At 70.6% G+C, this 23,697-nt stretch carries 20 protein-coding genes and 1 riboswitch; of the genes, 8 read left to right on the top strand and 12 right to left on the bottom strand.

Annotation, left to right across the window (positions count from 1 at the left end):
* Window positions 1-43 precede the first annotated feature (43 nt).
* Window positions 44-1,519 (bottom strand): histidine kinase N-terminal domain-containing protein, encoded by a 1,476-nt coding sequence (locus AB0G52_RS07720; protein WP_132888786.1) that lies wholly within the window; start codon window positions 1,517-1,519, stop codon window positions 44-46.
* Between the two features lie 504 nt (window positions 1,520-2,023).
* Between AB0G52_RS07720 and nagB the strand changes: the two genes are divergently transcribed.
* The gene (gene nagB, locus AB0G52_RS07715; RefSeq protein ID WP_361334665.1) at window positions 2,024-2,809 is read left to right on the top strand and encodes a glucosamine-6-phosphate deaminase; all 786 of its coding nucleotides are present in this window, start codon (window positions 2,024-2,026) and stop codon (window positions 2,807-2,809) included.
* Window positions 2,810-2,888: 79 nt separating this feature from the next.
* Here nagB and AB0G52_RS07710 read toward each other — a convergent pair whose 3' ends face one another.
* The 4 genes from AB0G52_RS07710 to AB0G52_RS07695 form a co-directional block, all read right to left on the bottom strand.
* Window positions 2,889-4,391, bottom strand: coding sequence for a glycoside hydrolase family 3 protein (locus AB0G52_RS07710; protein ID WP_132888784.1), 1,503 nt, complete (start codon window positions 4,389-4,391; stop codon window positions 2,889-2,891).
* Window positions 4,392-4,400: 9 nt separating this feature from the next.
* On the bottom strand, window positions 4,401-5,240 hold the full coding sequence (locus AB0G52_RS07705; RefSeq protein WP_361334662.1) for a carbohydrate ABC transporter permease: 840 nt from the start codon (window positions 5,238-5,240) through the stop codon (window positions 4,401-4,403).
* Window positions 5,237-6,223 carry a sugar ABC transporter permease gene (locus tag AB0G52_RS07700; RefSeq protein WP_132888782.1) on the bottom strand — a complete coding sequence of 329 codons (987 nt, stop codon included), beginning with the start codon at window positions 6,221-6,223 and terminating at the stop codon, window positions 5,237-5,239. The genes AB0G52_RS07705 and AB0G52_RS07700 overlap by 4 nt, the downstream gene beginning before the upstream one ends.
* A gap of 178 nt (window positions 6,224-6,401) precedes the next feature.
* Window positions 6,402-7,688 (bottom strand): extracellular solute-binding protein, encoded by a 1,287-nt coding sequence (locus tag AB0G52_RS07695; protein WP_132888781.1) that lies wholly within the window; start codon window positions 7,686-7,688, stop codon window positions 6,402-6,404.
* Window positions 7,689-8,046: 358 nt separating this feature from the next.
* Between AB0G52_RS07695 and AB0G52_RS07690 the strand changes: the two genes are divergently transcribed.
* From AB0G52_RS07690 to AB0G52_RS07665, 6 genes are all read left to right on the top strand, one after another.
* On the top strand, window positions 8,047-8,811 hold the full coding sequence (locus AB0G52_RS07690) for a GntR family transcriptional regulator (RefSeq protein ID WP_132888780.1): 765 nt from the start codon (window positions 8,047-8,049) through the stop codon (window positions 8,809-8,811).
* A 150-nt stretch (window positions 8,812-8,961) separates the two neighbouring features.
* A complete protein-coding gene (locus AB0G52_RS07685) occupies window positions 8,962-9,231 on the top strand; it encodes a DUF3311 domain-containing protein (protein WP_132888779.1) in 270 nt (89 codons plus the stop codon).
* On the top strand, window positions 9,228-10,856 hold the full coding sequence (gene mctP / locus AB0G52_RS07680; RefSeq protein ID WP_132888778.1) for a monocarboxylate uptake permease MctP: 1,629 nt from the start codon (window positions 9,228-9,230) through the stop codon (window positions 10,854-10,856). Before AB0G52_RS07685 ends, mctP begins: the two co-directional genes overlap by 4 nt.
* 76 nt (window positions 10,857-10,932) lie before the next feature.
* Window positions 10,933-11,439 (top strand): GNAT family N-acetyltransferase, encoded by a 507-nt coding sequence (locus tag AB0G52_RS07675; RefSeq protein ID WP_132888777.1) that lies wholly within the window; start codon window positions 10,933-10,935, stop codon window positions 11,437-11,439.
* A gap of 77 nt (window positions 11,440-11,516) precedes the next feature.
* Window positions 11,517-11,595: riboswitch (cobalamin riboswitch) on the top strand.
* Window positions 11,596-11,743: 148 nt separating this feature from the next.
* On the top strand, window positions 11,744-14,107 hold the full coding sequence (locus AB0G52_RS07670; protein ID WP_132888776.1) for a ribonucleoside-diphosphate reductase subunit alpha: 2,364 nt from the start codon (window positions 11,744-11,746) through the stop codon (window positions 14,105-14,107).
* A complete protein-coding gene (locus AB0G52_RS07665) occupies window positions 14,107-15,114 on the top strand; it encodes a ribonucleotide-diphosphate reductase subunit beta (protein WP_132888775.1) in 1,008 nt (335 codons plus the stop codon). Before AB0G52_RS07670 ends, AB0G52_RS07665 begins: the two co-directional genes overlap by 1 nt.
* On the opposite strand, the gene AB0G52_RS07660 is transcribed toward AB0G52_RS07665, so the two are convergent.
* Window positions 15,027-15,269 carry a hypothetical protein gene (locus AB0G52_RS07660; RefSeq protein ID WP_207921714.1) on the bottom strand — a complete coding sequence of 81 codons (243 nt, stop codon included), beginning with the start codon at window positions 15,267-15,269 and terminating at the stop codon, window positions 15,027-15,029. The two genes, AB0G52_RS07665 and AB0G52_RS07660, sit on opposite strands and share 88 nt — an antisense overlap.
* Before the next feature lie 93 nt (window positions 15,270-15,362).
* Between AB0G52_RS07660 and AB0G52_RS07655 the strand changes: the two genes are divergently transcribed.
* Entirely contained in the window at window positions 15,363-16,331 is a 969-nt protein-coding gene (locus AB0G52_RS07655) for a helix-turn-helix domain-containing protein (protein WP_132888773.1), read from the top strand.
* Between the two features lie 56 nt (window positions 16,332-16,387).
* On the opposite strand, the gene AB0G52_RS07650 is transcribed toward AB0G52_RS07655, so the two are convergent.
* The 6 genes from AB0G52_RS07650 to AB0G52_RS07625 all read right to left on the bottom strand — a co-directional run bounded on the left by AB0G52_RS07650 (window position 16,388) and on the right by AB0G52_RS07625 (window position 23,623).
* On the bottom strand, window positions 16,388-17,767 hold the full coding sequence (locus tag AB0G52_RS07650; RefSeq protein WP_132888772.1) for a cytochrome P450: 1,380 nt from the start codon (window positions 17,765-17,767) through the stop codon (window positions 16,388-16,390).
* Window positions 17,764-18,849, bottom strand: a complete 1,086-nt coding sequence (gene cyc1 / locus AB0G52_RS07645; protein ID WP_361335122.1) for an epi-isozizaene synthase — start codon at window positions 18,847-18,849, stop codon at window positions 17,764-17,766. The genes AB0G52_RS07650 and cyc1 overlap by 4 nt, the downstream gene beginning before the upstream one ends.
* A gap of 293 nt (window positions 18,850-19,142) precedes the next feature.
* On the bottom strand, window positions 19,143-19,793 hold the full coding sequence (gene def / locus AB0G52_RS07640; RefSeq protein WP_132888770.1) for a peptide deformylase: 651 nt from the start codon (window positions 19,791-19,793) through the stop codon (window positions 19,143-19,145).
* A 126-nt stretch (window positions 19,794-19,919) separates the two neighbouring features.
* Window positions 19,920-20,900 carry a hypothetical protein gene (locus tag AB0G52_RS07635; protein ID WP_361335119.1) on the bottom strand — a complete coding sequence of 327 codons (981 nt, stop codon included), beginning with the start codon at window positions 20,898-20,900 and terminating at the stop codon, window positions 19,920-19,922.
* A 114-nt stretch (window positions 20,901-21,014) separates the two neighbouring features.
* The gene (locus AB0G52_RS07630; RefSeq protein ID WP_361334656.1) at window positions 21,015-22,220 is read right to left on the bottom strand and encodes an HD domain-containing protein; all 1,206 of its coding nucleotides are present in this window, start codon (window positions 22,218-22,220) and stop codon (window positions 21,015-21,017) included.
* A 167-nt stretch (window positions 22,221-22,387) separates the two neighbouring features.
* Window positions 22,388-23,623, bottom strand: a complete 1,236-nt coding sequence (locus tag AB0G52_RS07625; protein ID WP_361334653.1) for an HD-GYP domain-containing protein — start codon at window positions 23,621-23,623, stop codon at window positions 22,388-22,390.
* Window positions 23,624-23,697 lie beyond the last annotated feature (74 nt).

The raw sequence follows: 23,697 nt of genomic DNA, 5'->3' as shown, positions 1-23,697 counted from the left end.
ATCCACCAGATCCGGGGCTCTTTGCTGTCCACCCCGAACCGGCCTACTTCTGCGCCCGCACCGGCACGTCCAGAATCACACGGGTCCCCCGCTCCGGCGCCGGCACCATGTCGAAGGTGCCGCCCAACTCGCCCTCCACCAGCGTGCGGACGATCTGCAGGCCGAGGTTGCCCGAGCGGTGCGGGTCGAAGCCCTCGGGCAGGCCGACGCCGTCGTCCTGGACGGTGACCAGCAGACGGGCCTCCTTGGTGGTGCCGCCGCGCACCGCCGTCACCTCGACCGTGCCGGTGTCGCCCTCGCGGAAGCCGTGTTCCAGGGCGTTCTGCAGGATTTCGGTGAGAACCATCGACAGCGGGGTGGCGACCTCGGCGTCGAGTATCCCGAAGCGGCCGGTGCGACGGCCGGTGACCTTGCCCGGCGAGATCTCGGCGACCATCGCCAGCACCCGGTCGGCGATCTCGTCGAACTCCACCCGCTCATCCAGGTTCTGAGACAGCGTCTCATGCACGATGGCGATCGAGCCGACCCGCCGCACGGCCTCCTCCAGGGCCTCCCGGCCGCGCTCCGACTCGATGCGCCGGGCCTGGAGGCGCAGCAGGGCGGCGACCGTCTGGAGGTTGTTCTTCACCCGGTGGTGGATCTCCCGGATGGTGGCGTCCTTGGTGATCAGTTCCCGTTCGCGGCGCCGCAGTTCCGTGACGTCCCGGAGCAGCACCAGTGAACCGATGCGGGTGCCCTTGGGCTTGAGGGGGATCGCCCGGAACTGGATCACCCCGTCGTCGGACTCGATCTCGAACTCGCGCGGTGCCCAGCCGCTGGCGACCTTGGCGAGCGCCTCGTCCACCGGCCCCTTGGTCGGGGCGAGTTCGGCCGTGGTCTGGCCCAGGTGGTGGCCGAGCAGGTCGGAGGCGAGGCCGAGGCGGTGGTAGGCGGAGAGCGCGTTCGGGGAGGCGTACTGGACGACCCCGTCCGCGTCCACCCGGATCAGGCCGTCGCCGACGCGCGGGGAGGCGTCCATGTCGACCTGCTGGTTGGCGAAGGGAAACGATCCGGCAGCGATCATCTGCGCCAGGTCCGAGGCGCTCTGGAGGTAGGTCAGCTCCAGGCGGCTCGGGGTGCGCACGGTCAGCAGGTTGGTGTTGCGGGCGATCACCCCGAGCACCCGGCCCTCGCGCCGCACCGGGATGGACTCGACCCGTACGGGGACCTCTTCACGCCACTCCGGATCGCCCTCGCGGACGATGCGCCCCTCGTCCAGGGCGATGTCCAGCATGGGCCGCCGGCCACGCGGGACCAAGTGGCCGACCATGTCGTCCTGGTAGGAGGTGGGGCCGGTGTTGGGGCGCATCTGCGCCACCGAGACGTAACGGGTGCCGTCCCGGGTGGGCACCCAGAGGACCAGGTCGGCGAAGGAGAGGTCGGAGAGCAGCTGCCACTCCGAGACCAGCAGGTGGAGCCACTCGAGGTCGGAGTCGCCGAGGGCGGTGTGCTGGCGGACCAGTTCGTTCATGGAGGGCACGTCTGCGAGCGTACCCGCCGGTCTGTTCGTGGCCTAAAAACACCCGCGGGCCGCGGCGCCTGAGAGGGACCCTCAACCCTCCCGGCACCGCAGCCCGGAGCAGCAACGGCCGTGGGGTGTGCGGTCCCGGTCGGCCGAAGGTGAGGAGCCGGGGCAGTCAGGGCAGAGAGCGCCGGTTCCTCGGTCCGTCCTCCTGTGCGGGGAAGACGGAAGCGGTGTGGCTGTGCGCTGCGACCGCGTCGACGCGCCGCACGTCCAGCCCTCGTACGCAATTGTGGACTAGACCACCCCGTGTGTCCATGCGTTGGAGACTGTTCACAGTTGATCCGACCGCAGCCTAGCCCGCCGGAGTCGGTCGTGGGGACGGATGGCCGGGACAAGTTTTCCCGTGGGCGTCCGACCCGCTGCGACAGGGGCTGGTTCTGTAAGATTAGTCCCATTAGATTGGTCTAAACCACAGAGACGTGGAGACCCCTCAGGACCCTTTCAGAACGGCAGGCCAGCGTGGAAGTTGTCATCGTTCCGGACGCCGCGGCGGGTGGCGAGCTGATCGCCGAGGCCATGGCGCAGTTGCTGCGGCGCAGGCCCGACGCGTTGCTCGGGGTGGCCACCGGCTCGACGCCGCTGCCCGTCTACCAGGCCCTCACGGCGAAGGTGCGGGCCGGTGCGGTCGACACGTCCCGGGCGCGGATAGCCCAGCTCGACGAGTACGTGGGGCTGCCGGCCGATCACCCGGAGTCGTACCGCTCGGTGCTGCGGCGTGAGGTGCTGGAGCCGCTCGGGATCCCGATGGAGGCGTTCCTGGGGCCCGACGGCACCGCCGCGGACGTGCGGGCCGCCTGCGCGGCGTACGACGCGGCGCTGGCGCAGGCCGGCGGGGTGGACCTGCAGCTCCTCGGGATCGGCACCGACGGGCACATCGGGTTCAACGAGCCGTGCTCCTCGCTGGCCTCCCGCACCCGGATCAAGACGCTCACCGAGCAGACCCGCCTCGACAACGCCCGGTTCTTCGACGGGGACGTCGAGCAGGTGCCGCACCACGTGATCACCCAGGGCATCGGGACGATCCTGGAGGCACGGCACCTGGTGCTGCTCGCCGTCGGAGAGGGCAAGGCCGACGCGGTCGCGGCGACCGTGGAGGGGCCGCTGGCCGCGGTGTGTCCCGCGTCGGCGCTGCAGCTGCATCCGCATGCCACCGTCGTGGTCGACGAGGGCGCCGCGTCCAAGCTGAAGCACGCGGACTACTTCCGGTACACCTTTGACAACAAGCCGTCGTGGCAGGGGATCTAGCGGTCGTGCGTCATGTGCGGGGGCGTGGGGGCTGGGCGCGCCACGCGGCGGAGCCGCACATCGATACAGCCCCGCGCCCCTAAAGGGGCGCTATCGCCTCCGCTGCCGCTGTGCCGCAGACTCTTGCCGCTCCGTGGGTGGCTATGTGGAGGGCGCCCCTCGGGGGGGCCTGGGGGACGCCCATCTCCACCACGATCGTGTCCGGGCGGGCGCTGAGCAGGACGTCCAGGGCGCGGCCCATCCACGGGTGGCGGTGTTCGTCGCGGACCACGGCGACGATCCGGCGGTCCCCCGCCGCCGCCAGGGCCTGCTCGCCCGCGTCCTCGCCGGTGAAGGCGCCGGTCTCGGTGCCGGGCAGCAGGCGGGTCAGTTCGGCGGCCACGCCCCAGGGGGTCTCCGTGCCCACCGCGATGTTCGCCACCGGGGCGAAGGAGGCGACGAAGGGGGCCGCGGTCAGCGGGGTGCCGGAGTCGACGCGCGTCACCTGCAGCGCGCGGCGGGCCGCGACGAGGCCGATGTCGGTGAGCGCGGGGTCCGCGGGCGCCGGTTTCGTCGTCGCCGTCCAGTGGGCCAGGGACCGGACCCGCCGCGCCGCGTCGGCCAGGCGTTCCTCGGGCAGTTCCCCGGAGCGGACCGCGGCGACCAGGGCGTCACACAGCCTGCGCACCGTCGCCTCGTCCGAGAGGCCGCCGCCCACGCAGATCGCGTCGGCGCCCGCGGCGATGGCCAGGACGCTGCCGTGTTCGATGCCGTAGGTCGCGGAGATGGCCTGCATCTCCATGCCGTCGGTGACGATCAGGCCCTCGTAGCCGAGTTCGCCGCGCAGCAGGTCGGTGAGGATGGTGCGGGACAGCGTCGCCGGGCGGGCCGGGTCCAGGGCGGGGACCAGGATGTGCGCGCTCATCACGGCACGGGTGCCGGCCGCGATGGCCGCGCGGAACGGGACCAGTTCGCGGGCGTCGAGGACGTCGGCGGTCGCGTCGATGCGGGGCATGGCGTGGTGGGAGTCGACGGCGGTGTCGCCGTGGCCCGGGAAGTGCTTGGTGCAGGCCGCGACCCCGGCCGCCTGGAGGCCGGTGACGTAGGCGGCCGTGTGGCGGGCGACCAGGTCCTGGTCGGCGCCGAAGGAGCGGACGCCGATCACGGGGTTGGCCGGGTCGGAGTTGACGTCGGCGGACGGGGCCCAGTCGAGGTTCACCCCGCAGGCGGCCAGGCGGCGGCCCAGTTCGAGGGCGACCTGGCGGGTCAGCTCCGGGTCGTCGACGGCGCCCAGGGCGTGGTTGCCGGGGAAGGAGGAGCCGGTGTGCACCTCCAGGCGGGTGACGTCACCGGCCTCCTCGTCGATGGCCACCAGGACGTCGTCCCGTTCGGCCCGCAACCGGGCGGTGAGCGCGGTGAGCTGTTCGGCCGACACGATGTTGCGCCCGAACAGGCCCACGGAGGCGAGGCCCTCGCCGAGCCGGCGCAGCAGCCAGTCGGGGGCGGTGGTGCCGGTGAAGCCGGGCTGCAGGACGGTCAGCGCGTCGCGGGTGACGCCGTCCTTCGAGTTGGACGCAGCCGTACCGCTGGCGAAAGTCGTCATCGGATGGGGTTATCCCTTCACGGCGCCCGCGGTGAGGCCCGCGGCCATCTTGCGCTGGACGAGGAGGAAGAGGACGACGATCGGCACGGCCATCATGGTGGAGCCGGCCATCATCGGGGCGTATTCGGTGCCGTGCTTGGTGGTGAAGTTGGCGAGCCAGACGGTCGCGGTCTGGTGCTCCTGGCTGAGCAGCATCAGGGCGTACAGGTACTCGTTCCAGGCCTGGATGAAGGCGTAGACCGAGGTGGCGACCATGCCGGGGGCGAGGAGAGGGAAGACCACGCGGACGAAGGCGCCGGTGCGGGAGCAGCCGTCGACCATGGCGGCCTCCTCCAGCTCCTTCGGGATGTTGACGATGAAGCCGCGCAGGGTCCACACCGTGAACGGCAGGATGAAGGTCAGGTAGGTGATGATCAGGCCGCTGAGCTTGTCGTACTGGTCCAGGTCGTTGAGGAGCAGGAAGACCGGGATGATCATGGCGACCAGCGGGACCATCTGGACCGCGAGGATGCCGACGATCACGACCTTGCGGCCGCGGAAGGCGAACCGGGAGATGGCGAGGGCGGCGAGCAGGCCGATGACCATGCCGATCGCGACGACGGAGAGCGAGACGACGAGGCTGCGGCCCACCGGTCCCCAGAAGTCGGCGATGTCCAGCGCGCGGCGGAAGTTGGCCAGGGTGATGCCGGTGGGCAGCAGGCTCGGGTCCGGGTCGATGGCGTCCTTCGCGGGTTTGAACGCCGTGTTGAGCATCCAGTAGACGGGGAAGCCGGCGGCGACGAAGACGAGGAGGCCGAGGATGTTCCAGCCCCAGCGGGACCCCTTGCGGGGCGTGGCGACGGTGCTCATTCGACCTCTCCGATCTTCAGCATCTGGCGCATGTACACGGCGACGACACCGAGCAGGAGGAGCACGGTGAGCAGGGCGATCGCGGAGCCCTGTCCGTAGTCGTTGACCACGAAGGCGCGGTCGTAGGAATAGGTCGTCAGCAGCTGGAACTCGGGTTCGGGGTGGCCGCCGCGCATCACGAACACCTGCGGGAAGACGCCCATGTCCCAGATGACCGAGAGCGTCGTGAGCATCACGATGATCGGTTTGAGGACGGGCAGGGTGACGTAGCGGAAGACGCCCCAGGCGCCGGCGCCGTCGAGGCGGGCCGCCTCCTCCAGTTCCTTGGGGACCTGGGTGAGGCCGGCGCTCAGCGTGATGACCACGAAGGGCACCGCGCCCCAGACGACCAGCAGCATGATCACGGCCAGTCCCTGGGGACCGCTGGCGAACCAGTTGTGGCCGATCATCTGCACGCCCGGCAGCTTGCTGAGCAGGGCGTTGAGGATGCCGTAGTCCGAGTCGAAGAGCCACTTGAAGAGCGTGGTGGCGACGATGACCGGCATCCCCCAGCTGGCGACGAGCACGATGTTGACCAGGGTCTTCACCCAGCCGGAGACCTTTTGCAGCAGCAGGGCGATGAGCATGCCGACGACCATGGTGAACACCACGCAGCCGACCGCGAAGACGATCGTGCGCAGCACGACCTGCCAGAACTCGGTGTCGCCGAGGACCTCGGAGAAGTTCCCGAAGCCGACCCACTCGGCGGGCTTGAACCCCCACAGCTGGGACTGTCCGAACTCCTGGAAGGAGAGCGTGACCAGCCGGTAGAAGGGGTAGCCGAGGACGAGCGCGAGAATGGCGAGACAGGGCGCCAGCAGCAGCCAGGGGACGGCGGGCCCGCCGGAACGCCGGTTCGCGCCGGGTCTGACCGGGGTACTGGGCGGTGGCGCCTGCCGCCGCTGCGGCACTGTGGCAGGGGTGGTCGTATCAGCCGCACTCATCGCGCGCTCCTCAAGCAGTTTCGAGAGAGGCCCGCAGCAACACGCCCCCAAGGGGCGCGGGGAACTGCGCGACCAGCCACGACGCACCGGCACCGACCCGTCGACCCGTCGCGGCACTTCCTGGTGTCACCTGCCGGGCCGGACCTGGCCCCCCGTCGCCCAGGCCCGGCCGCGTCACCTACTTGGTGTTGATGACCTTGTCGATCGCGGCGTCCGCGGCCTTGGCGGCGGCCTCCACCGACTGCTTGCCGGTCCCGATGTTCTGCAGCATGTTCTGCAGGACCTGGGCCTTCTCGACCTGTCCCCAGCCCGGCGCCATCGGCACGAACCAGTTGGACGCGGCCGCCTCGGCGGGCACCGCGGTCGCCGGGTCGTTCTTCAGCGTCGCGAGGTCGGTCTTGTTGTTGGGCAGGTTGCCCTTGGCCATCAGGCCCTTCTGGCCGGCGGGACCGGTGAACGCGTTGATCCACTCAGCGGCCACGCCCTGGGCCTTGGACTTCACCGGGATGGCGAGGTCGGAGCCGCCCAGGAAGACCGGCATGTTCTTGCCGGACGGGCCGGGCATCACGAAGTTGACGAGGTTGTTCTTCAGCTTGCCGCCGGTCTTGTCGTTCTTCGGGTCGGCAGCGGTGGCGCCCTCCCAGGCCGCGCCGAAGATCATCGCCGACTTGCCCTGGCCGTAGACGATGTACCGGTCGGACTCGTCCTTGGTCTTGTCACCGTGCATGTACTTGTCGATGACGTTCTTGAACTCGCCGAGGCCCTTGAGGGACTCCGGGGAGGAGAGGTTGCCCTTCCACTGGCCGCCGGACTGCACGGCGATGGAGCCGCCCGCGTCGTAGACGAAGGACATGGCCGCGTACCAGTCGCGGGTGGGCTGGTACCAGGCGCTGAACTTGTCGCCCTCCTTCTGCTGGATCTTGTCCAGGTCGGAGGTCAGTTCGGCGTAGGTCTTCGGGGTGGTCTTGACGCCGGCCGAGGCGGCGATGTCCTTGCGCCAGTTGGCGACCCGGCCACCGGCGTAGTAGGGCACGCCGTAGGTCTTGCCGTCGTAGGTCACCGAGGCCTTGAGGCCGTCCAGCCACTGGCCGGAGTTGCTGAACTGGGCGGTGTCGACGGGGGCGAAGGCGCCCTTGACCATGTAGCCGAGCATCTCGGTGTTGCCCATCTCGACCACGTCGGGGGCCTTGTCCGTGGCGAGGACGGCGTCCAGCTTGGTGTTCTTGTCGGGCCAGCCGTAGTACTCGTGCTTGATCTTGATGCCGGGGTGCTTCTTCTGTACGGCGGCGTCGGCGGCCTTCACCAGCTCCGGCCAGTTGTTCTGCGCGTCCACCGTGAGCCAGACGGTCAGTTCCTTGGCGTCCGAGCCCTGGGACTTGTCGTCGCCCTTGTTGTCACTGCCACACGCCGCTACGGAGAAGACCATGCCCGCGATACCCATCGCGGCTATCAGCTTGCGCTTCACGCCACCCTCCTCAGGGATGCCACAAACCCCCCTGCCTCCCCGCGCGAGCGTTGGGCCGGGACCTGGACCAATGGTGTAGACCAGTGCGGGAAGCTTGGCCCAGACCACCAGGCCTGTCAAGGGTGGTCGAATGGGCTCCCACCAGCCGTTATGCGACCTACATATGCAAGAACCTTTAAGTAAGAAGCCTCGAAAATCCGCGGCGCGGACGAGACAATTCCGGTAGACCACTCGGGTGGTGGACTAGACCAGAAGGGCCCGCGACGGTATACAGAGGGGATCACGCAGCGTGCAGGGCGAATCCCGGTACGCTGCCGTGCCACGAGGCGAGCCGCATCAGGAGCCGGGAAGGCGGAGCATGAGCACCGACGTCAGCAGTGCGGAGAACGAGAGCGGGACAGCCGTCCGTACCGCGCGCGTGCCCAAGTACTACCGCCTGAAGAAGCACCTCCTCGACATCACCGAGACCCAGGCACCCGGCACCCCGGTCCCGCCCGAGCGCACCCTGGCCGCCGAGTTCGACACCTCCCGCACCACCGTCCGCCAGGCCCTCCAGGAGCTGGTCGTCGAGGGCCGCCTCGAACGCATCCAGGGCAAGGGCACCTTCGTCGCCAAGCCGAAGGTCTCCCAGGCGCTCCAGCTCACCTCGTACACCGAGGACATGCGCGCCCAGGGTCTGGAACCGACCTCGCAGCTGCTGGACATCGGCTACATCACGGCCGACGACCGGCTGGCCGGCCTGCTCGACATAAGCGCGGGCGGCCGGGTGCTGCGCATCGAGCGGCTGCGCATGGCCAACGGCGAGCCGATGGCGATCGAGACCACGCATCTGAGCGCGAAGCGCTTCCCGGCCCTGCGCCGCTCCCTCGTCAAGTACACGTCCCTGTACACCGCCCTCGCCGAGGTGTACGACGTCCGTCTCGCGGAGGCCGAGGAGACCATCGAGACCTCGCTGGCTACCCCGCGCGAGGCAGGCCTGCTCGGCACGGACGTCGGCCTGCCGATGCTGATGCTCTCCCGGCACTCCCTCGACCGCGAGGGCCAGCCGGTGGAGTGGGTGCGGTCGGTCTACCGCGGCGACCGCTACAAGTTCGTGGCCCGCCTCAAGCGCCCGCAGGACTGACCGGCGCCCCCCCTTCACCGGACCGGCCGCCACGACCCTTCACGGAATCGACATACCCGGAGGCCGGACGGCTACTTCCGCTCCGGTGACGCCGTGACCTAGATTGCCTGCGCATTACACAGGCGAACGGTGAGGGGACGGAGCCGCGGTATGTCGGATGTACCTGAAGTGAGGCAGCCGGTGGTGACACCTGTACGCGTGGTCATCGCCGTCTGTCTCGTCGCGCCCTTCGTGGCGATGCTGTGGGTGGGCTCCTATGCCAGGACAGACCCGACGTTCATCGGGATCCCGTTCTTCTACTGGTACCAGATGCTGTGGGTGCTGATCTCCACCGCGCTCACCATGACCGCGTACCAGCTGTGGCAGCGTGACCAGCGCGCCCGCACGGCCGGCCACACGAGCGGGGGTGCACAGCGGTGAAGGACGGTGTGAACGGCGTCGCGCTCGGCGTCTTCGTCTTCTTCTTCCTGGCCGTCACGGCCATGGGATTCCTGGCCGCGCGCTGGCGCAAGGCCGAGAACGAGCACAGTCTCGACGAATGGGGCCTGGGCGGCCGCTCGTTCGGGACCTGGGTCACCTGGTTCCTGCTGGGCGGCGACCTCTACACGGCGTACACCTTCGTCGCCGTACCCGCGGCGGTCTACGCGGCGGGCGCGGCCGGCTTCTTCGCCGTGCCGTACACGATCCTGGTCTACCCGCTGATCTTCACGTTCCTGCCGCGCCTGTGGTCGGTCTCCCACAAGCACGGGTACGTGACGACCTCGGACTTCGTGCGCGGCCGGTTCGGCTCCAAGGGCCTCTCGCTGGCCGTCGCGCTGACCGGCATCCTGGCGACGATGCCGTACATCGCGCTGCAGCTCGTCGGCATCCAGGCGGTGCTCGACGTGATGGGCGTCGGCGGCAGCGACGGCACCAACTGGTTCGTCAAGGACCTGCCGTTGCTCATCGCCTTCGGTGTGCTGGCGGCCTACACCTACTCCTCCGGCCTGCGCGCCCCCGCGCTCATCGCGTTCGTGAAGGACGGGCTGATCTACCTCGTCATCGCGGTGGCGATCATCTACATCCCGATCAAGCTGGGCGGCTTCGACGACATCTTCGCCAAGGCGGGCCACGCGTTCGCCCAGACCAACCCGGCGACCGGCAAGCCGCGCGGCGTGCTGGCACCGCCGGAGGCGGGCCAGTGGACGTACGCCACGCTGGCGTTGGGCTCCGCGCTCGCCCTGTTCATGTACCCGCACTCGATCACCGCGACGCTCTCCTCCAAGAGCCGTGACGTGATCCGCCGCAACACCACGATCCTGCCGCTGTACTCCCTGATGCTGGGCCTGCTGGCGCTGCTCGGCTTCATGGCCGTCGCGGCCGGCGTCAAGGTCACCAACGGCCAGCTGGCGATCCCGCAGCTGTTCGAGGACATGTTCCCGGACTGGTTCGCGGGCGTGGCCTTCGCGGCGATCGGCATCGGCGCCCTGGTCCCGGCGGCCATCATGTCCATCGCGGCCGCGAACCTGTTCACGCGCAACATCTACCGGGACTTCATCAAGCCGGACGCCACGCCGAAGCAGGAGGCCCAGGTCTCCAAGCTGGTGTCCCTGCTGGTGAAGGTGGGCGCGCTGGTCTTCGTCCTCACCATGGACAAGACGGTCGCCATCAACTTCCAGCTGCTGGGCGGCATCTGGATCCTGCAGACCTTCCCGGCGCTGGTGGGCGGCCTGTTCACCCGCTGGTTCCACCGCTGGGCCCTGCTCGCGGGCTGGGCGGTCGGCATGGTCTACGGCACCGCCGCGGCGTACGGTGTCGCCTCCCCCACCCAGAAGCACTTCGGCGGCTCGGCCAAGGAGATCCCGGGCATCGGCGAGATCGGCTACATCGGCCTCACGGCGTTCGTGCTGAACGTGGTGGTGACGGTGGTCCTGACCTTCGCCCTGCGGGCCCTGAAGGCCCCGGAGGGCATCGACGAGACGAAGGCGGAGGACTACACGGCGGACGCGGGCGACCCGGGCGTGGAGGTCGAACTCCCCCCGGCCGTCGCGGGAAGCGCCCACTAGAGCGCCGCGCGTACAGCCCGCAGCGGGCCGCCGAGGGCACCACCCCGGCGGCCCGCTGTCGTCCATACTCCCCCGCATGGACCTCGTCATCCGGCAAGCGCTACCCACCGAACACGAACCCCTCGGCGACATCACCGCCCGGGCCTATCTCCGGGACGGTCTCCTCGACTACGGCGAGGACGACCCGTACCTGCCCGTGCTGAAGGACGTGGCCGGGCGGGCCGCGGCCGCGGAGGTGCTGGTCGCCGTGCGGGGCGAGCGCCTTCTCGGCGGCGTCACCTTCGTCCCCGGGCCCGGGCCGGTCGCCGACCTCGCCCGCCCCGGCGAGACCGAGATCAGGGCGCTCGCGGTCGCGCACGAAGCCCGCGGCCAGGGCGCCGGCGAGGCCCTCGTCCGCGCCTGCCTGGAGCGGGCGCGGGCCACGGAGGGCTGCACGGCCGTCGTCCTGTCGAGCCAGCGGAGCATGCACACCGCCCACCGGCTCTACGAACGCCTCGGCTTCGTCCGGACACCGGACCGGGACTGGAATCCCGTGCCGCACCTGGACGACGTCACTCTCCTCACCTACGAGTTGACGCTCTGACACCGACGCGACACAACATCTGGGGGTGCCGTGACGACCCGGCACTAGATGTATGCTCATGCTCGCTGTCGCCGCAGGGGAATCCGGTGCGAATCCGGAACTGTCCCGCAACGGTGTACTTGTGCGCATCCGCGCACGAGAGTCAGTCCGAGGACCTGCCGACAGCACGCCCGGCCAACCCGGTCAGGGCGTTTCGACGTCCGGGCCTCGTGGAGTGGGCCAGGGTCTCCGACGCGCGCCCGCGCGCGCTCGCGCTGCCCGCTGCCCTCCGCCAGGCCCCGTGCCGAGCGAGGGAGAGCCCCACGTGACCATCGCGCCAGCCGAACCGGCTTCAGCGACCACGACCGTCCCGGAGACCGACGGTCCCGGAACGGCCCTGCTGCGGATCCTGACCGAGCTGACCGCCGACCTGCCGGACACCGACCCGGGCCGGGTCGCCGCCGCCGCGCTGCGCGGCCGGTCCGCGCGGGCCGACGAGTCGGAGTTGCGCGAGCTGGCCACCGAGGCCGCCGCCGGTCTGATCTCCGAGGATCCCGCCTACTCGCGGCTGGCGGCCCGACTGCTCACCGTCTCCATCCGGGCCGAGGCCGCCTCGCAGGGCGTGACGTCCTTCACCGAGTCCGTCGCGGTGGGGCACCGCGAGGGCCTCATCGCCGACCGCACCGCGGAGTTCGCGCGGCTGCACGCGGCGCGGCTGGACGCGCTGGTGGACCCCGCCGCCGACGACCGCTTCGGGTACTTCGGCCTGCGCACCCTGCACAGCCGCTACCTGCTCCGGCACCCGATCACGCGCAAGGTCATCGAGACCCCCCAGCACTTCATGCTCCGGGTCGCCGCGGGACTGGCTGAGGACAACACCTCCCGCGCCCTGGACGAGGTCGCCGCGCTCTACGGGCTCATGAGCCGCCTCGACTACCTCCCGTCCTCCCCCACCCTCTTCAACTCCGGCACCCGGCACCCCCAGATGTCGTCCTGCTACCTCCTCGACTCCCCCAAGGACGAGCTGGACTCCATCTACGACCGCTACCACCAGGTCGCCCGGCTCTCCAAGCACGCCGGCGGCATCGGGCTGTCGTACTCCCGCATCCGCAGCCGCGGTTCGCTGATCCGCGGCACCAACGGGCACTCCAACGGCATCGTGCCGTTCCTGAAGACCCTGGACGCCTCGGTCGCCGCCGTGAACCAGGGCGGCCGGCGCAAGGGCGCGGCCGCGGTCTACCTGGAGACCTGGCACTCCGACATCGAGGAGTTCCTGGAACTGCGGGACAACACCGGTGAGGACGCCCGCCGTACGCACAACCTCAACCTCGCCCACTGGGTCCCGGACGAGTTCATGCGCCGGGTGAACGCCGACGAGCCGTGGTCCCTGTTCTCCCCCGCCGACGTGCCGGAGCTGGTGGACCTGTGGGGCGCGGAGTTCGACGCCGCCTACCGCAGGGCCGAGGCCGCCGGACTCGCGCAGCGGACCATCCCGGCCCGTGACCTGTACGGCCGGATGATGCGCACCCTCGCGCAGACCGGCAACGGCTGGATGACCTTCAAGGACGCGGCCAACCGCACCGCCAACCAGACGGCGACCCCCGGCCACGTCGTGCACTCCTCCAACCTCTGCACGGAGATCCTGGAGGTCACGGACGACGGCGAGACGGCGGTCTGCAACCTGGGGTCCGTGAACCTCGGGGCGTTCGTCGACCCGGCGACCGGTGACATCGACTGGGAGCGGCTGGACGGGACGGTCCGCACCGCGGTGACCTTCCTGGACCGGGTCGTCGACATCAACTTCTACCCGACCGAGCAGGCGGGCCGGTCCAACGCCCGGTGGCGGCCGGTGGGCCTGGGCGCCATGGGTCTCCAGGACGTCTTCTTCAAGCTGCGGCTGCCCTTCGACTCCCCCGAGGCCAAGGCCCTGTCCACCCGGATCGCCGAGCGGATCATGCTCGCCGCGTACGAGGCCTCCGCCGACCTGGCCGAGCGCAACGGACCGCTGCCCGCCTGGGAGAAGACCCGCACCGCGCGGGGCGTGCTGCACCCCGACCACTACGGCGTCGAGTTCACCTGGCCGGAGCGCTGGGCGGCGCTGCGCGCGCGGATCGCCGAGACCGGGATGCGCAACAGCCTGCTCCTGGCCATCGCGCCCACCGCGACCATCGCCTCGATCGCGGGGGTCTACGAATGCATCGAGCCGCAGGTCTCGAACCTGTTCAAGCGCGAGACGCTGTCCGGTGAGTTCCTCCAGGTCAACTCGTACCTGGTGCGGGAGCTGAAGGACCTGGGTGTCTGGGACGCCCGGACCCGGGAGGCGCTGCGCGAGGCGAACGGCTCGGTGCAGGGCTTCGCCTGGATCCCCGAGGAGGTACGACGCCTGTACCGCACGGCGTGGGAGATCCCGCAGCGCGGCCTGATCGACATGGCCGCCGCCCGCACCCCGTACCTGGACCAGGCCCAGTCCCTGAACCTGTTCCTGGAGACGCCGACCATCGGCAAGCTCTCCTCGATGTACGCGTACGCCTGGAAGTCCGGGCTGAAGACGACGTACTACCTGCGGTCGCGCCCGGCGACCCGGATCGCCCGCGCCGCCCGGGCCGCCGTGCCCGTCCAGCAGGCGGCCCCCGAAGACGCCGTCGCCTGCTCCCTGGAAAACCCCGAGTCCTGCGAGGCCTGCCAGTGATGTCCAGCAAGAACCTTCTCGACCCCGGCTTCGAGCTCACGCTCCGCCCGATGCGCTACCCGGACTTCTACGAGCGCTACCGGGACGCCATCAAGAACACCTGGACGGTGGAGGAGGTCGACCTCCACTCGGACGTCGCCGACCTCGCGAAGCTCAGCCCGTCCGAGCAGCACCTCATCGGCCGGCTGGTCGCCTTCTTCGCGACCGGCGACTCGATCGTGGCGAACAACCTGGTGCTGACGCTGTACAAGCACATCAACTCCCCCGAGGCGCGGCTCTACCTGAGCCGGCAGCTGTTCGAGGAGGCCGTGCACGTCCAGTTCTACCTGACGCTCCTCGACACCTACCTGCCCGATCCGGAGGACCGCGCGGCGGCCTTCGCGGCGGTCGAGAACATCCCCTCGATCCGGGAGAAGGCGGAGTTCTGCTTCCGGTGGATGGACTCGGTGGAGAACCTGGACCGGCTGGAGTCCCAGGCCGACCGCCGGCGCTTCCTGCTCAACCTGATCTGCTTCGCCGCGTGCATCGAGGGCCTGTTCTTCTACGGCGCCTTCGCGTACGTCTACTGGTTCCGCAGCCGGGGCCTGCTGCACGGTCTCGCCACGGGCACCAACTGGGTGTTCCGCGACGAGACGATGCACATGAGCTTCGCGTTCGACGTGGTCGACACGGTCCGCAAGGAGGAGCCGGAGCTCTTCGACGACGAACTGCGGCAGCAGGTCACCGACATGCTGCGGGAGGCCGTCGAGGCGGAGCTGCAGTTCGCGCGTGACCTGTGCGGTGACGGCCTGCCGGGCATGAACACCGACTCGATGCGCCAGTACCTGGAGTGCGTCGCCGACCAGCGCCTCGGCCGCCTCGGCTTCGCCCCGGTGTACGGGTCGGAGAACCCGTTCTCCTTCATGGAGCTGCAGGGCGTTCAGGAGCTGACGAACTTCTTCGAGCGGCGTCCGTCCGCGTACCAGGTGGCGGTGGAGGGCACCGTCGACCTGGACGAGGACTTCTGAGGCCGCCGCGCCCCGCGGTCCTCGTGGGCCTCCCTGATCTGCCGGTCGACGCGCCTGTCGCGCAGGACGCCGAGCACGGACGGGAGGGCCATGAGGACCAGGATGCCGAGGACCAGGAGCATTCCGACGAGACCTTCGATCTGGTTTCCGTTCATGGACACCACTGTCGCGCCGGACACTCCTTACCGTGAGTGGCAGCACTGCCAGGCACCCTCGAATTACTGCCAGCGGCCCGGCACACTGGCAGCATGCTGAGGAACGTGGCGGCGGTGCTCCTGGACGGCGTGCATCCCTTCGAGCTCGGGGTGGTCTGCGAGGTCTTCGGCCTCGACCGCTCCGACGAGGGACTGCCGGTGTACGACTTCGCGGTGGTCTCCGCCGAGGGCCCGGCGCTCGGCACCCATGTCCCCGGTCTCACCGTCAGCACGCCGTACGGCCTGGACCGGCTGGAGGAGGCCGATCTGATCGCGGTCCCGGCCTCCGACACCAACGTCACCCGGGACTACCCGCCCGAGCTGCTCGACGCGCTGCGCCGGGCGGTGGACCGGGGTGCCCGGGTGCTCAGCGTCTGCTCGGGTGTCTTCGTGCTGGGCGCCGCCGGGCTGCTGGACGGGCGCCGGTGCGCCGTGCACTGGCGGCACGCGGAGCTGCTGGGCCGCCGGTATCCGCGCACCCGGGTCGAGCCGGACGTGCTGTACGTCGACGAGGACCCGGTGATCACCTCGGCGGGTACGGCCGCCGGCATCGACGCCTGTCTGCACCTCGTCCGCAAGGAGCAGGGTCCCGAGATCGCCGGGAAGATCGCCCGGCGGATGGTGGTGCCGCCGCACCGGGACGGCGGGCAGGCCCAGTTCATCGAGCGCCCGCTGCCGCAGGGCCCGTGTGACACGGTCGGCGGAGTGCTGGCCTGGATGACGGAGCACCTCGACGAGGAGGTCACCGTCGAACAGCTCGCCGCCCGCGCCCTGATGGCCCCGCGGACCTTCGCCCGCCGCTTCCAGCAGGAGACCGGCACCACGCCGTACCGCTGGATCCTGCGGCAACGGGTGCTGCTGGCACAGGAGTTGCTGGAAGGCACGGACGAGACGATGGACGCCATCGCGGGCCGCACCGGCTTCGGTACCGCGGCCGCGCTGCGCCACCAGTTCGTGAAGTCGCTGGGCACCACTCCGAACGCCTACCGGCGCGCCTTCCGGGGCCCGGAGGCCGCCGCCTGATACCGGCGCCCGCCCGGGGGCGCGCCGGTATCAGGAGCCGGCCGGGAGCCGGCGGGTCACCAGGGCACCGGCGTGAGCAGCAGGCGCTGGGGACGCAGGGTGATGCCCACCCGGGTGGCGTCGTCCGACCCGGGCACCTGTTCGAAGCGGTACTTCGCGCACAACGCCGCCGTGATCAGCGTCAGTTGGGCCATGGAGAAGTGGTCGCTCGGGCACTTGCGGTTGCCGACGCTGAAGGGGCTCATGGCGTACTTCGGCACCTCCTTGGCCCGCTCCGGCAGCCAGCGGTCCGGGTCGAAGTCGAGGTGCGCGGGGTACGAGTGCGCGTCGCGCTGGACGGCGTAGGGGCTGTAGACGATGTCGGCCCCGGCCGGAATGCGATAGCCGCCGAGCTCGGTGTCGGTCGTGGCCCGCCGCGTCAATATCCATACGGCGGGCCGCAAACGCATGGCCTCGACGACGACATTGTTGGTGTGGGTGAGCCGGCGGACATGCGCAAAACCGACCGGTTGACCGCCCGTCACGGATTGCACCTCGGCCCGGACCTTCTCGGCGTGTTCCGGGTGTTCGGCGAGCACCTGGAGCAGCCACATGATCGTGGAGGCGACCGTTTCACTTCCGGGAGTGAGTATCGCGACGACCTGGTCGTGGATCTCCTGTTCCCCGATGGGCTCGCCATTCTCGTCCTTCGCTTCGAGCAGTGCCGTCAGCAAATCGTCCGGCTTTTGACCAGATGCCCGGCGCTCGGTGACGATCTCGTCGACGAGGAGATGCAAATCGGCCAGGGCCCGGTTGAATTCCCGGTTGGCAGGCAGCGGCAACCGGTACAGCGGGCCGAGCGGGACGACCATCCGCCGGTACATACCGCGGAAGACGCTCGCGAGGTCGACGCTGAGGCGCTCGGCGCGCTCGTCCATGTACTCGCCGCGCAGCAGGCAGCGGGCGGCGATGCGGACGGCGACCCGGAACGACTCCGAGGTGCAGTCGACGGTGTCGCCGGGCCGCCAGCGCTCGGTCAGGGCGTGCGCCTCCTCCTCCATGACCGGCCCGTAGTGCGGGATCGCGGAGAGGTTGAACGCGGGCTGGATCGTGCGCCGCTGGCGCCGGTGGCGGGGTCCGTTGGCGGTGGCCACACCCTCCTTGCCGAGGAGTCCCTCCAGGGACTCCCACAGGGGCCCGGCGATGATGAAGTCGGAGCTGAGGGCCAGGGCGCCGGTGAGCGCCGGGGTGGTGACGGCGTACACCTCCTTGGGGCCCAGCCTCAGGCGCACCATGTCGCCGTGCTCGCGCAGCCGGGACATGAAGGCCAGCGGGTCGCGGACCAGCTTCCAGCCGTGTCCGAGCAACGGCACACCGCCGCCGGCCAGGGGCGGTTCACGCAGTTCACTCGCTTCCGGGGCCCCGGGGGTCGCGGGCTTCACGGACTCGACGGTCATTTCTCACCTGCCGCTTCGTTGCTGACGTACGGGGGCGTGGACCGGTCGTCCCAGCTGTCGACCGTGTAACGGCCGGACTCGTGGTGGAACCAGTAGACGGCGCTGAACCAGTTCCGCATATTGGCGACACAGGCCAGGACCGCGGCACCGAGCTCCTTTCCGTGGACGGTGCCGTCGTCGAGCTGTCCGGCGAAACGCAGTGCGTCCCGCTCGGCGGTCAGAAATTCGCGAACGCATTCCTCCACGCGTCGCCTGACTTCTTCGATCGCCTGCTCCAGAGTCATTTCCTCATGGGTGACGAGGCTGATTCCGAGATTGTGCACCTCCGCGCCCGCCATTTCCTTCGGCAGCGAGCAGAGGTCGTTGTACCAGGCGGCGAATTCCTGGCTCAGCAGCGCCGGCCGACGGTATGCCGGGTTTTTGCGCACGGCGTCCGGGAGTTCGAGTCCCGCGCTCGGCTCCAGCAGGTCCGTCCATATCCAGTGGGCGAAGGTGTGGCGCCGTAGCGCGAGGTATTCCTCGACCCCGGGGACGTGACCCGTGGTGCGGTTGCGGAACTCGCGGTCGTAGGCCTCGATCACGTCGTGGAAGTGCCGGGCGAACCGCTCGTTCCAGCTGGTGGACAGAAACGAGTAGAGCCGCGCGACGCTGTCCGCAAACCCGGCGACCAGGGTGTCCGGATGGTGCAGATGGTGCAGTGGGGCGTCGAGGGCCGCGTGCAGCCGGAACCGCAGCCGCCGCCAGTCGTGCGACCGGCCGTGCACCACGTCACGGTCGTGCCGGTCGTCCCAGACGAAGAACCAGGCGCTGTAGTCGCATATCGCCTGGATGACCTCCTCGGACGCGCCCAGGTAGTACCCCGCCATGAGGTCGGTGTAGCAAAGGCCGTCGGCATATTCCTGCACCTTGTCCGCCGGCATCAGCCGTTTTTCCAGCAGCCAGAGGCGGGTCTTCTCCTGGAGCCGCGGCCAATACGGATGCAGTTGCCGGGGAAACTCGGCCTCGATCACCGGGAGGGCGAGTTGGGGTGGAACCGCGACCACCGTCGGCGTCGATGTGGTGCTGCGTGGGAAAGCGTGCACGAACAAACCCCTCTCAGCCGAGCCAGGAGCGCACGCCCCTCCCGCTGTGCCAGGCGTGCGCCGTTGCGTATCCCCGCACTTCCATTCAGCACCACAACTGACCGCTCTGGGAACGGATTTGCTTCACTCACTACCCCCCGGTGCCGAGAATCTCCCCTTGTGTGACTGAATAGGGTTCGCTAGACACGCACAAAGGATCGAAGCTGCCAAGGATGGCCGAGCGAGTCCGACCGGACATGACGAACGCCTGGTCGGAACAGTCCCGACCAGGCGTCACCACCACACCTGCGGTCTCAGTCGTTGGCGACCACGGGGTAGCGTGGCTCGTTCTCGGCCATCTGCCGCAGCGCGTCCTTGCGCTCTCGCTTGGAGAGCCGGTCGATGTACAGGTATCCGTACAGGTGGTCGGTCTCGTGCTGCAAACACCGTGCGAAGTAGCCGGTGCCGCGCACCTTGATCGGGTTGCCCTTCTCGTCCTGCCCGGTGACCTCGGCGTAGTCGGGCCGGGCGAGCGGCGCGTACGCGGTGGGCACCGACAGGCAGCCCTCGTTGCTGTCGTCGAGCCGCCGCTTCTCGGCCGGGAGGTCGACGAGCTTCGGGTTGCACACCACGCCGACGTGCCGGACGCCCTCGTCGTCCTGGCAGTCGTAGACGAAGACCTTCAGGTCGACGCCGATCTGGTTGGCGGCGAGACCCACGCCCTCCGCGGTCCGCTGGCTCGCGAACATGTCGGCGACCAGCTGGTCCAGCTCCTCGCCGAACTCGGTGACGTCCTTGCACTCCTTGTGCAGCACCGGGTTCCCGACGACGGTGATGGGCCGCGAGGTCCCCCGCGCACGCCAGGCGTTCTCGCGCTCCTCGGTCCCCTCGGTGTCGACGACGAACCCGTCGTCGTCCACCGGGAGCACACCCACGTGCTGGTGATCGGTGTCCTGCTGCGCCATGACGGACGTAAGCCTTCCTAGGTAAAACGGGGGTGGTGTAGCTGATACAGGGTACGTGGAGGCGCCCCGTCAGGGGCGCGGGGAACTGCGCGAGCAACCCTCACTCCCCGCAGCGCCCCACGGGCCTCAGCACACCTCTTCCAAATCCCGCCAGTCCCTCGAGTCAGGGCTGTCCGCGACCCACCCGTCCAGCAGCCCCCGCACCAGCGCGGCCGGCGCGGCCACCCCGCACTCCCGCTCCGGCACCCACAACTGCCCGTCCGTCCGGTGCCCCAGCGGCCCGGGGTGCCCCGGCTCGCTGTGGTCGTGGGGATCGAGGTGCACCCCGTCGCCCTCGTCCGACGGCATCCGCGACTCGGAGCACATCCGGCACAGCAGCCGCACGGACGAGGACCAGTCCTCCGCCGCGAACCCGGCGTCCCCCGCCAGTTGCTCCAGCGCGTCCCGGTCGGCCTCCGTCGCCGCCTCCAGCAGCACCACCCACGTCGGCACCGGTGACGGCGCCCACAGCTCGATCTCGTCGAACACGGGGTACGCGTGCCCCGTGGCCGTGGTCCGTTCCCCGTGCGGCACCCCGTCGTGCAGGACGACCTCGCCCCAGCGCCGCCCGGACGAGGGAAGCGGAATGGACTGCACCTCGATCCGGGCGGGGTCCAGTCGCCGTCCCCACACCACCTCGGCCTCCCCTTCCGGGGACAGCCGTACCGCGGCACTGCCCAGGTCCATCCCGGACGGCTCACCGGACGCGGTGGCGCCTCCCGGCACCCGCAGCCCGTACGCCTGCCAGGCCCGCCGCGCCAGCGGCCAGTCCTGCAGCGCGGTCGCCGCGATGCCCACGTTCCACCAGTCCGGCGCCCCCGCCTCGCGGTCCAGCAGCGCCACCGCCCGCAGGCCGGCCGCCCGTGCCTGTTCCCAGTCGTGCCGGAACTTGTGCAGCAGGGCGAGGTTGAACCAGGACTCGGACAGCCAGGGTTCCAGGTCGGCGGCGCGTGTCAGCAGCTCGCCCGCGTCCTCGTACCGGCCGTCGCCGATCAGCGTGAACGCGCGGTCGGTGGCCTGCCGCCAGGAGGCGGAGGGCCGGTGCCGTCCCTTGCCGAAGATCCTCACGATTCCCGCCTGCCAGTTCCAGTTCCGCACAGTGGGCTGGCTTGTGCCCCCGGACATCACCCTCTCCCTCGCATCCAACCACGTACGACGGGAGAGCCGCTCATTACCCATGGGTTACCCAGCCGCGCGCAGGGTCAGACAGTCTCGGGCGAGCACGCGGGCCAGGGCTTCCACGACCTCGGGAGCGTAGTCCCCCGCGGTGGCCAGGCGTAACTCCTCCAGCGCGGTCAGCTGCCCGCCGGGCCCGGAATCCCGGGACTTCTCCTCGTACGCGTTGACGACCCGCACGATCCGCGCCGCGAGCGGCTGCTCCCGGGAGGGGTCGGCCTGCCGCTCCACGACCACGGCGACGGCCGCGGCCACCCCGGTCTGCCGGACGACCGCGCCGCCGAGCAGGGCTATCCGCCGCTGCTCCGCCGCCGGCAGCACGGCGGTGGCCCCGGCCGGGACCGGGTCGACGAGACTCAGCTGACCGATGTCGTGCATCAGGGCCGCGTACTCCAGCACGGTGAGCTCCGCTCGGGACAGCCCCAGGTCCCGCCCGACGGCCTCGCTGAGCGCGGCGACCCGGCGGGCGTGCCCGGCCGGGGTGTACCCAGCGACCTCGGTGGCGCGGGCGAGGGAGGCGATGGTCTGCCGGTAGGTGGCCCGGACGGCCTCGTAGCGGCGCAGGGACAGCTGGGTGAGAACCAGGGGCAGGCAGAAGACGGGCAGCGCCCACAGCCCCACCACCGCCACGGCGAGCGCCATCACGGCGCCGGTGGCGCAGACGGCGGACCCGATGCCGAGCAGGCCGCGCAGTTCGTCCCGCAGCAGCGGGCCGAACGGCCACCCGGTGCGGGAGTGCGCCTGCGCGGCGGCGAGCACGGCGTCGCACAGGGCGGTGAGCACGAGCAGCGCGACCAGCAGCAGGGCGTACACCGGTCCGCCCCACTGCTCCAACCCGCCCCTGGTGTCGAGGGGTTGGAAGCAGACGGCGGCGAAGCCGACGGTGAGGACGCGCCGGGTGAGGTGGTCGGGGGTGGGGCGGCGGCCGCTGGCGATGTGGGGCACGTTGCCGAGCAGGGCGGCCGTGCCCACGACGGCGACGGCCTGGAGGGCGCCGTCGTGGGCGCCGAGCAGCGCGTAGGCGAGCCCGCCGGCCGCCCCGAGGGGGGCCGCCTCCCGTACGTCGGCGCCGGACCGGCGGGCCGTCTCCCCGACGACGACGAGCAGGCCGAAGGCGAGGGCGGCGACACGGTCGTCGAGCCCCTCCCACAGCGTGCCGGCGACACAGCCGAGCCCGAGCGCCAGCGCGGCCGACCGGAAGGACCACAGCACGGCGGCGGACCGGAGCCCCGCCCTGCACACGCACCGCTTCGACCGCCCCCCGGCCCGCCCACGCACCGAACCGACGGCGGCCCGGTCTGCGGCCCGATCACACGGCGAAGTGGCCGGGGGCCGGGCGTGGTGGGGGGTCGGGATGTCGGGGGGTGGGTCGGTGGGGGTCATGGGGTGGGCCGCCCGGCTTCCTGGCGGTCGGTGCTCGGTGGGGTGGGGAGGGGGATCCCGGGCGGGAGCGGGCCGGCGGTCACCGTGGGATGCCAGCCGTCCCTGGCCAGCGCCCGCGTCAGGGCGTCGACCACGCGTGCGTCGAAGTGGCGGCCGGCGCACCGCCGTAACTCCGCCACCGCGACCGGCACCGGCCGGGCCCGGCTGTAGGACCGGGTGGAGGTCATCGCGTCGAACGCGTCGGCCACCGCCACCACCCGCGCGCACTCGGGGATCTGCCCGCCGGCCAGCCCGTAGGGGTAGCCGCTGCCGTCGATGCGCTCGTGGTGGTGCAGGATCGCCGCGCGGGCCTCGCCCAGGAAGGAGATGCCGCGCACCATCTCGTGGCCGTACTCGGGGTGGAGCTCGATGATCCGCCGCTCCTCCGGCGTCAGCGGTCCGTCCTTGCGGAGCAGCCGCGTGGGGACGCCGAGCTTCCCGACGTCGTGCAGGATCCCGGCGAAGCGCAGCACCTCCACCCGCTCCTCCGGCATGCCCAGTTCGCGGGCGATCATCACGGAGGCCTCGCCGACCCGCTCGCTGTGCCCGCGGGTGTACCCGTCCTTGATGTCGACGGCCTGCACGAGCGCGCGGATGGTGGCCTGATGGGCGGCCCGCTCCCGGTCGTACTGGGCGAACACCCACCAGGACACGCACATCGGCAGCAGCACGAGCAGCGCGGCGACCGGGCCGTACGGACTGCGCCACAGCACGGCCATCATCAGCCCGGCCAGCCCGTGCACCCCGATCGGCGCGAGGGAGCGGGAGAACAGGCCGCGCCAGGCCCGGCGGGCGGGAACCCTGTCCGCGAGCGCGCGGAGACCGCCGTCGAGGAGCGCGAGCACCCCGCAGAACGCCAGGACCGCCGCGGCGCACGGCAGCAGCGCGTACGGGAAGTCGCAGCCCGCCACCGTGTCCCCGCCGCCCAGCACCCGGTGCACCAGCCCGGCGGCCCACACGGCGAGCGCCAGTTCGGCGGCCCGCCAGATCCGGCGCAGCGCCTGCGGCCGGTGCGCGGCCGGCGAGAGCAGCGCCCCGGGCAGCGGCACGAGGGCGGCGGCCGGCGGGGGCAGCAGGAAGGCTCCGGCGAGCAGCACGGGGTAGAAGGTCCCGCCGAGCCGCTGTCGTACGAGGCGTTCGCAGGCCGTGTACAGCACGGCCAGCAGGACGACAGCCCAGCAGGGTGTACCCATCACGCCCCTCCCCGACCGTGCCTGCCCAGGCTTCGGAGCCTAGGGCGACGGCCGGAGGGTACGGGAGGTCATGA

It is taken from the genome of Streptomyces sp. NPDC021562, from assembly GCF_040640875.1.
Taxonomy (GTDB): Bacteria; Actinomycetota; Actinomycetes; order Streptomycetales; family Streptomycetaceae; genus Streptomyces.
The sequence above is the reverse complement of the archived record's forward strand: the minus strand, read 5'-3'. Positions and strand labels throughout refer to the sequence as shown.